This is a genomic window from Mycobacterium sp. NGS11 (assembly GCF_059813315.1).
The window spans coordinates 1-7,258 of record NZ_JCALEJ010000051.1 but is presented as its reverse complement, the minus strand read 5'-3'; the positions used below and the strand labels follow the sequence as shown (position 1 = coordinate 7,258).

5 protein-coding genes and 1 pseudogene are annotated in these 7,258 nt (G+C 62.1%); all 6 read right to left on the bottom strand.

Annotated elements, in window-relative coordinates; genetic code table 11:
- Positions 1–262: 262 nt before the first annotated feature.
- Positions 263–959 (bottom strand): annotated as a pseudogene (locus tag AC5Y4T_RS25875) (transposase); the annotation flags it as partial.
- Between the two features lie 172 nt (positions 960–1,131).
- Positions 1,132–2,100, bottom strand: coding sequence for an alpha/beta hydrolase (locus AC5Y4T_RS25870; protein WP_069953667.1), 969 nt, complete (start codon positions 2,098–2,100; stop codon positions 1,132–1,134).
- Entirely contained in the window at positions 2,097–3,638 is a 1,542-nt protein-coding gene (locus tag AC5Y4T_RS25865; RefSeq protein ID WP_232526916.1) for a flavin-containing monooxygenase, read from the bottom strand. The genes AC5Y4T_RS25870 and AC5Y4T_RS25865 overlap by 4 nt, the downstream gene beginning before the upstream one ends.
- Before the next feature lie 128 nt (positions 3,639–3,766).
- The gene (locus AC5Y4T_RS25860) at positions 3,767–5,347 is read right to left on the bottom strand and encodes a flavin-containing monooxygenase (RefSeq protein WP_083533353.1); all 1,581 of its coding nucleotides are present in this window, start codon (positions 5,345–5,347) and stop codon (positions 3,767–3,769) included.
- Positions 5,344–6,267 carry a reductase gene (locus AC5Y4T_RS25855; RefSeq protein ID WP_072501195.1) on the bottom strand — a complete coding sequence of 308 codons (924 nt, stop codon included), beginning with the start codon at positions 6,265–6,267 and terminating at the stop codon, positions 5,344–5,346. The genes AC5Y4T_RS25860 and AC5Y4T_RS25855 overlap by 4 nt, the downstream gene beginning before the upstream one ends.
- Positions 6,268–6,291: 24 nt before the next feature.
- Complete coding sequence (locus AC5Y4T_RS25850; protein WP_072501194.1) at positions 6,292–7,128, bottom strand: SDR family NAD(P)-dependent oxidoreductase; 837 nt, start codon at positions 7,126–7,128, stop codon at positions 6,292–6,294.
- Positions 7,129–7,258 lie beyond the last annotated feature (130 nt).

Here is a 7,258-nt window from a genome sequence, read left to right as displayed (position 1 = left end):
CCCCCACGTCAGTCTTCTCATCAGCAAGACGTCCGTCCACGCTGATTCTGCACGTCAATGGCTCATCGACTGACACGACAACTGTCACTCCGGCAGCAAAGCCGATATGAGTGCGCTGAATTAGTGGTCTTTGGGGGCGGGGTGCCTCGCGGCGCTCTTAGGCGCTGATTTGAAGACAGACCCTGGGGTCGACAGAAGAGGTCACCCCGCCGTTGTGAGAGTGGCAGGGCAGTGGCGTGTTGCGCAACCCCCCGTGTGAGGGTTAGGCGATGGCCCAGTTGGTTCCGGTGTGGTTGAGGCCCAACGTGATTAGCCTGCGCAGGTTCAGTGCGGCGACTCGGTGGTGGAGCCAGTGGTCGTTTTTTGACGGTGCCGCGGTAGCGCAGTCGGCGGTTGCCGCGGGTGAGCCAGGCGATGGATCGTTCGACCATGGGCCGGTGCCGGTGGTATTCGGTGCGCCAGTCGGGGTCGCGGGCGGCATGGCGGGCAGCACGTTGGAGGGCGTCGTAGGGCCCGATGAGTAGATTTTTGCCGGTGCGGCTGCGGGTGCAGCGGGCTCGTAGCGGGCAGTCGGTGCAGGCCTTGCCGAAGAAGGCGCGTCCGGAGCGGCTGATCGGGCGGGTCAGGCCGTTGGGGCAGGTTGCGCTGCGATTGTCGTGGTCGACGGTGAAGTCATCCACGGTGAACCCGCCGTCGAACGGGCGACAGGCCCGCGGGGAATCGACCCGGTCGGTGTGCCCGCGTGCGGCCAGTTCGGCGCGGAATTCGCCGGACCCATAGGCCGCATCAGCCAGGACGGTCAGCGAATGGGGTTCTTCGGCAAGCAATTTCAGTCCGACGGGCACTTCGTGATTGTCGGGGCCGCTGGCTTTTCTCAGCGCGCAGCCGGTGATGATGCCGGTGTCGGGTTCTACGGCCACATGCGCCTTAAACCCGTCGTAAGCGCGCTGGGGTGATTGACCGACGACAAGCGTTTCCTGGCCTTGTCGATTGGTGGATGTAATAGGTCAACCATGGCGTGCTCCCTTGCCCTGATGAACCCCACAGGCTACTTTCCGGGTCGTGCACAACGCCCTCGAGTGTCATCGCTACTTGGTCCTGCACCTCGGACAGCACCACACTCCCCTGATATCAGCTCGCCGGCCCTTTGCTCGTGTCGGCGAGGAATGCTCCGCTGAGCCGCAGAGCGTCCCGAGCCTCCGGCAAGAGGCGAAACAGGGCCTGGAAGACGTGAATCTGGCCACGCCAAATCTGTAGTTGCGCCGATGATCCCGCCCGTTGCATGCGATCAGCGAACTGTCGCGAGTCGTCGAGCAGCATCTCCCGCCCGCCAACCTGGATCAATGTCGGTGGCATACCAGTCAGATCTGCACACAGGACGTTGACGCGGGGATCGGTCGCGTCAGCTGCGGCAACGTACAGGCCGAGCGTGCGCGAGGCTGACCGGGCCGAGGCAAACGGATCCCGGCGGCGTAGTTCTCTTGCCAGCGCGAGCTGGCATGTCAGATCCAGTACGGGCGATATCAGCAACATCGCGTCGGGCATCGGCAAGTGATGCGCGCGCGCGCCCAGCGATGTAGCCACAGCCAATTGGCCGCCGGCGGAGTCTCCAGCCACCGCGGCCCTGCGGGCCGACGAAGATCCCTCACTGCCGATAAGCCACCGGTAGGCCGCCAGCGCGTCGTCGGCGGCCGCGGGATACGGATGGCGCGGCGCCAGGCGATAGCGGACCGCGAACACCGGCCGACGGGACTCGGCCGACAGTTCGGCGAGCAGGCCCCGGTGAGTCCTCGGCGAGCACATCGCGAACGCGCCCCCGTGAATGTAGAGAATCGGTGGACCATCTGCATCTACGCTCGGGGCAACGATCCAATCGCCTCGCACGCGATCGCCGGCGAAGCCGGTATCGACCTCTTCGACCCGTACTCCGCGCCGCGGCCCGGAAGCGAGGAGGGCTGTCCGAAGCACCCGATCCAGGACCGCGAGCCCGCGCTCATTAGCCGGAAGTACTTGCGTCAGCGGGCGAAGCAATCCGCGTGCCGACGTCGCGACGAAATAGCTCGCCAGGCTTGGATCGCGATGCGCCGAAACTGATGTCACGACTTCGTGCTTATCGTCTTGTCGTCGAAGCTTTCAAAACGATAGTCGGCCAGGTCGAATCTACGGCTGCGCCAGACTGATTCGATCGTCGTTGTCGGACGAAGCGGAACGTCGCCGTGCCTGTCAAAATAATAACTGTTCGCGTCGACGCAGCTGTCCTGCCAGAAGACTTGGCGATGGCGGCGCTTCAGCATCTCGGTGAAGAAACGCTCGTTGGCCTTTTGGCTTACCTCCACGTAAGTCGCACGCCGGGCGCGGGCGTGTCGGAGGCAACGCACGATGTGTGTGGACTGGGCCTCGATGAGCGCGAAGTAGGATGACCCGTTGTACCCGTACGGGCCGAAGATCGAAAAGTGGTTGGGGAATCCGGGCACACTGACCCCCTCATAGGCTTGTAGCCGATTGTCGTCCCACCACTGGGCTTGATCTCGCCCCCCGATACCCTTGAGCGAGTAGGTCGGCATGTTCCCCGGTTCCATGACTTTGAACCCGGTCGCCAGAACGAGCACGTCGATTTCGTGTGATTTGCCGTCAGCCGTGTGTACGGCGGTGGTGTCCAGACGGGTGATCGGGCTGGTCTCGAGATGGACATTGTCGCGGTTGAATGTGGCGAGGTACTCGTTGTGGAAGCCGGGTCGTTTACACCCGAGCGTGTAACGCGGCGTCAGCTTGTCCCGAACGATCGGGTCGACCACCTGTCGACGCATATAGGCCAAAGCCACGCGTTCAAGCATCGATGCCAACGGAATGGCGCTGTGGTAGTGGGCGGCAACGGGGAAAGTGAGCTCAACAAATGATTGACTCGCCAGCCGCATCCCTAGTTGTCCACCCGGCAGATAGTCGAGTAACCGACTCAACAGCCACGGTACGGACAAGTCCAATTTCGGCAAGCACCAGATCGGTGTGCGTTGGAACACCGTCAGTGAGCCGACCTCACCTGCGATGGCGGGGATGAGCTGCACCGCTGAGGCCCCCGTACCGATAACCCCGACGCGTTTTCCGACCAGGTCTTCGTTGTGGTCCCACCGAGAGGTGTGCATGGTTACGCCGCCGAAGACCTTGACACCAGGTATGTCCGGCCATTTTGGCCGCGTCAACACGCCCGAGGCGTTAACGATGAACCGCGCAGTCAATTCCTCCCCCGACGACGTGTTCAGGCGCCATAACGTCGAGCCTTCATCGAAGCGGGCTTCGGTGACGGTGGTGCCGAACCGTATTCGCGACCGCAGGCCGTACTTCCGCACGCAATGCTCAGCGTAGTTCCGCAGTTCGCTGCCCCGCGCGTACGTGCGCGACCACGACGAACGTCTCTCGAAGGAGAATTGATAGCTGTACGACGGGATATCGACCGCGATTCCCGGATAGGTGTTCCAATGCCACGTTCCACCGACATCGGCGGCTTCTTCGACGATCAAGAAGTCCGAGAAGCCGGCCTGTAAGAGTTTGATGCCCATGCCGATTCCGGAGAACCCGGCACCGATCACTATGATCTCGTGGGCGGGCGCACCAGCGCTCTTCATCACGTCGTTACGCTTCATCGAGAAATGCCTATTGCAAGTAGGGTGGGTGGACGCCGACCGGCGGTTGCCGCACGGCACGGCCGGGTTAAGCGCGGTCCTTCATTCGCTTGGCGGGTTTGTTAGCTGAATAGCGTTGCGGTTCAACATCAATGCTCGACGGCGCCGCTTCTCGGCGAGACGATGGCCCTGCGACGCGGTGTAGAGCTGTGCTTGGCCGTCCGCACCGCCGCTGCAGCTCGCGTTGCCTCCGCTTTCTTAGGGCTGGTGGGTTTCGAAGTCTTCAAGTAATCCTCCAACCTAACCTTCGATAGTTGCCGCACGAACTGCATCGCGAATCCCGGATACATGGTGCCGTTGTAGCCGTCCTCGGTGAGATACCAGCTCTTGCAACCCGAGTTCCACGTGGTTCGCGTCAAGCGTCGCTGGAGTTTGCTGTGGTAGCGGTTCTGGCAATCTTCCCGGACATCGAATGTGTGGAGATTGTGGTTGACGATTAGGTTGATGGCTCGCACTATGTAGCCGATCTGGGCCTCCATATAGACGAGCGCAGAGTTGTGGCCGGGGCCGGAGTTGGGACCGAATGTGAGGAACAGGTTCGGGTATCCTGACACGCTCACACTCTTGTAGGCGTAGGCGCCGTGCGACCATTCTGTCCCGAGTTCGCGACCGTTCAAGCCCTTGATGGGAAACGGCGTGCCGGCCTTGCAGACATCGAAGCCGGTCGCGAACACGATGCAGTCCACTTCGTGTTCGATGGCATCAGCGGTCCGTATCCCGTTCGGCGATATCGTCGCGATAGGCCACGTGATGAGTTTGCAGTTGTCGCGCTGCAGAGCAGGGTAGTAGTCGCTAGTCATCAGCATGCGTTTGCAGCCGGGACGAAAGTCCGGGGTCAGCTGTCGCCTCATCCACGAATTCTTCACTTGCCTACGCAAGTTCGCCTTCGCCGCCCACTGGATCGCCGTGGTGACCGGCGTGTCCCATACTATGCCGACGGCCATGATCTCGTGCGCCCAGAACCATGCCTGGCGAGCCGCGCTCTCCGACATCGGTAGTTGACGGAACGCGGACTTCGCCCAGCCGGGATGGGGGAAGTCCGGACGCGGAAGCACCCAACCCGGAGTTCGTTGGAAGACCTTCACCGTCCGCGCCGTCGTGACCAGTTCGGGAATGATCTGCACGGCGCTGGCGCCGGTACCGATGACTGCGACCCGCTTGTTGCTCATGTCGTAGTCGTGATCCCATCGGGCGCTGTGGATCTTGTGACCCGTGTACGAGTCGAGGCCGCGAATGGCCGGGAAGCTTGCATTCGCGAGGGGCCCGCTGGCCATCACCACTGTTCGGGCGCGATACGGCCGGCCCTTCTCGGTATAGGCGGTCCAGGTGCCAGTGCCGTCGTCGAACTCGAGACCGGTGACGTTGATCCCGAATCGGATGAATCGGCTGAGCTGATAGTGCTCCACCACGTCGCTGATGTAGTCGAGTATCTCGTGGCCGCCCGAGTATGCGCGCGACCAGTCTGGATTCTGCTCGAACGAGTACGAGTAGAGCAGAGATGGAACGTCACAGGCGGCACCGGGATACGTGTTGTCTCGCCACGTACCCCCGACGTCATCTGCCCGTTCGAGAATGACGAAGTGGTCGATCCCCTTCTGCAGCAGCCGAATTGCGGTACCAAGTCCAGAAAGACCAGCACCGATGATCAGAACGGTCGATTGATCGCTCACTTTGACACCGGTTCGTACGTCATGTCCCCAGCCCAGGAGGGCAGTTCGCCGAGCACTGGGGTCGGGAAATAGTCGATGACGGTACCCAGTCGCTGAGAGACGAAATGAAAGGGTTGGGCGCGGTTGATGGTCGCCGACAGGTGGGACCGAAGGATGTGATACGCCGGAACGCGGCGACTGAACTCGCTTCGATCGCCGACATTCGAGTAGCGCGTGACGGCGTTGTACAGCTTTTCTTCGGACAAGCCCCACGCAGTGAGGTTGCCCATCATCCTGGTGAGTAGAGGTATATAAAGTAGGGCGCCCAGGAGAATTCTCGGATCAAGGATCGCTCCTACCGTCTCGATCGCGTGTATTCGCATGGGGCTGGCCCCGAGGTCGTTGAGAACCTGGAAACCCACCGCAAGGTGCCGAGATTCGTCACTATTGACCTTGTTGAAGACCTCCCCGCACACCGGGTCTGCCACCTCGTCCAGCAGGAACCTCAGCAACGCACCGTCCAGGGCGCATTCCAACGCCGGAATCGCGGAGCTCATCACCGTCAACGGGAGTGCTCCGCTATATTGGTCGATCCACTCGATCGCCAGCCGAATGTTCTTGCTCGGCATGGGGATTTCCCCCTCTTCGAGCATTCCCCAGCGATGCATCAGGGCGAGTTCGGCGTTCGCGTGGCGCTGCTCCTCGGCGTGGAAGTACCTGTAGATTTCTTTCAACGCCTCGAACGGCGCCTTCGGCGCCATCGCCGCGAAAGCCTGGGCGCCGACATGCTCGATCCAGACCACGTCCGACATGAACTGTTTGAGGTTGGGGCGTTGCTCGTCGGTGATCAACTCCGCGCCCGGCGCCTCCCAGTCGATGTCGGCCAACGCCCACTGCCGATCCTTGATCGTCTCGAGCATCTCGGTGTATTCGAAAGCCATTTCTTCCCTTTCTCCCGTAAGTGCTTATCGAGCGATTCGCTCGACCAGTCCAAGTGAGCGGGCGTAAGTCGCGGGCATCGCTCGCTTGATTCGCCAGGCGATCTTGGCGTCAAGCTGCGGCAAGACATACAGTTCACCGCGGTCGTGGGCGTCCAAGGTGCTCCGTGCGACTGACTCCGGGGAGACGCCGGTCCACTTCATCAGCTTCGCCGCCAATCTTGCCGCGGACTCTTCGATCTGCGGGTTGTCGACGATGTTGGTCTTGACGAACGTGGGACACAGCGCAGTGACGGCGATGCCGGCGCCGCTGAGTTCGGCGGCCAGTGTTTCGGAGAGCGCCAAAACACCGGCCTTGCTGACGTTGTACGCCCCCATTCGGGGAGCTGCGCCGAAGCTCGCTGCCGACGCCACGTTGATCAGGCCTCCGCTGCCCCGGTTACGCAGTCGCGGCACGAAGACCTCGCAACCGTAAATCACTCCCCACAAATTGACCGACAGTATGGACCGCCAGTCGCGCATGGACGTGGCACCGACGACGTTGCCACCCGCCCCGATTCCGGCGTTGTTGATCACCAAACCCGCGGGATCGCCAAACCATCGCTCCGCAGCGTCGGCGAGCTCCCGGACCTGTTCTTCTTCGGAAACGTCACACGCAACATCGAGGCCTTCACCGCCCACCTGTGCGACCAGCGCGACAGTGTCCTTCGCCCGGACCGGATCGAGATCGGCACACACGATTCGCCCTCCCCGGCGGGCAAGTTCGACCGCGAAGGCGCGGCCGATACCGCTGCCTGCCCCTGTGACCACCGCGTCAGCGCGGTGGCTGCGGCGCGGTGAACCACCAAGTCGGATCAGCCTCATTGGTGTACCCGGACTTTCGCGGCCTCGATCGCCGCCGCCGACAGGCTACAACGGAAGGTTGGTGGCACCAGCCACAAATGTGGGCGCATGCCATCAGTTTGGCCCGGCCTCTGACTATTTGTCAAGATCG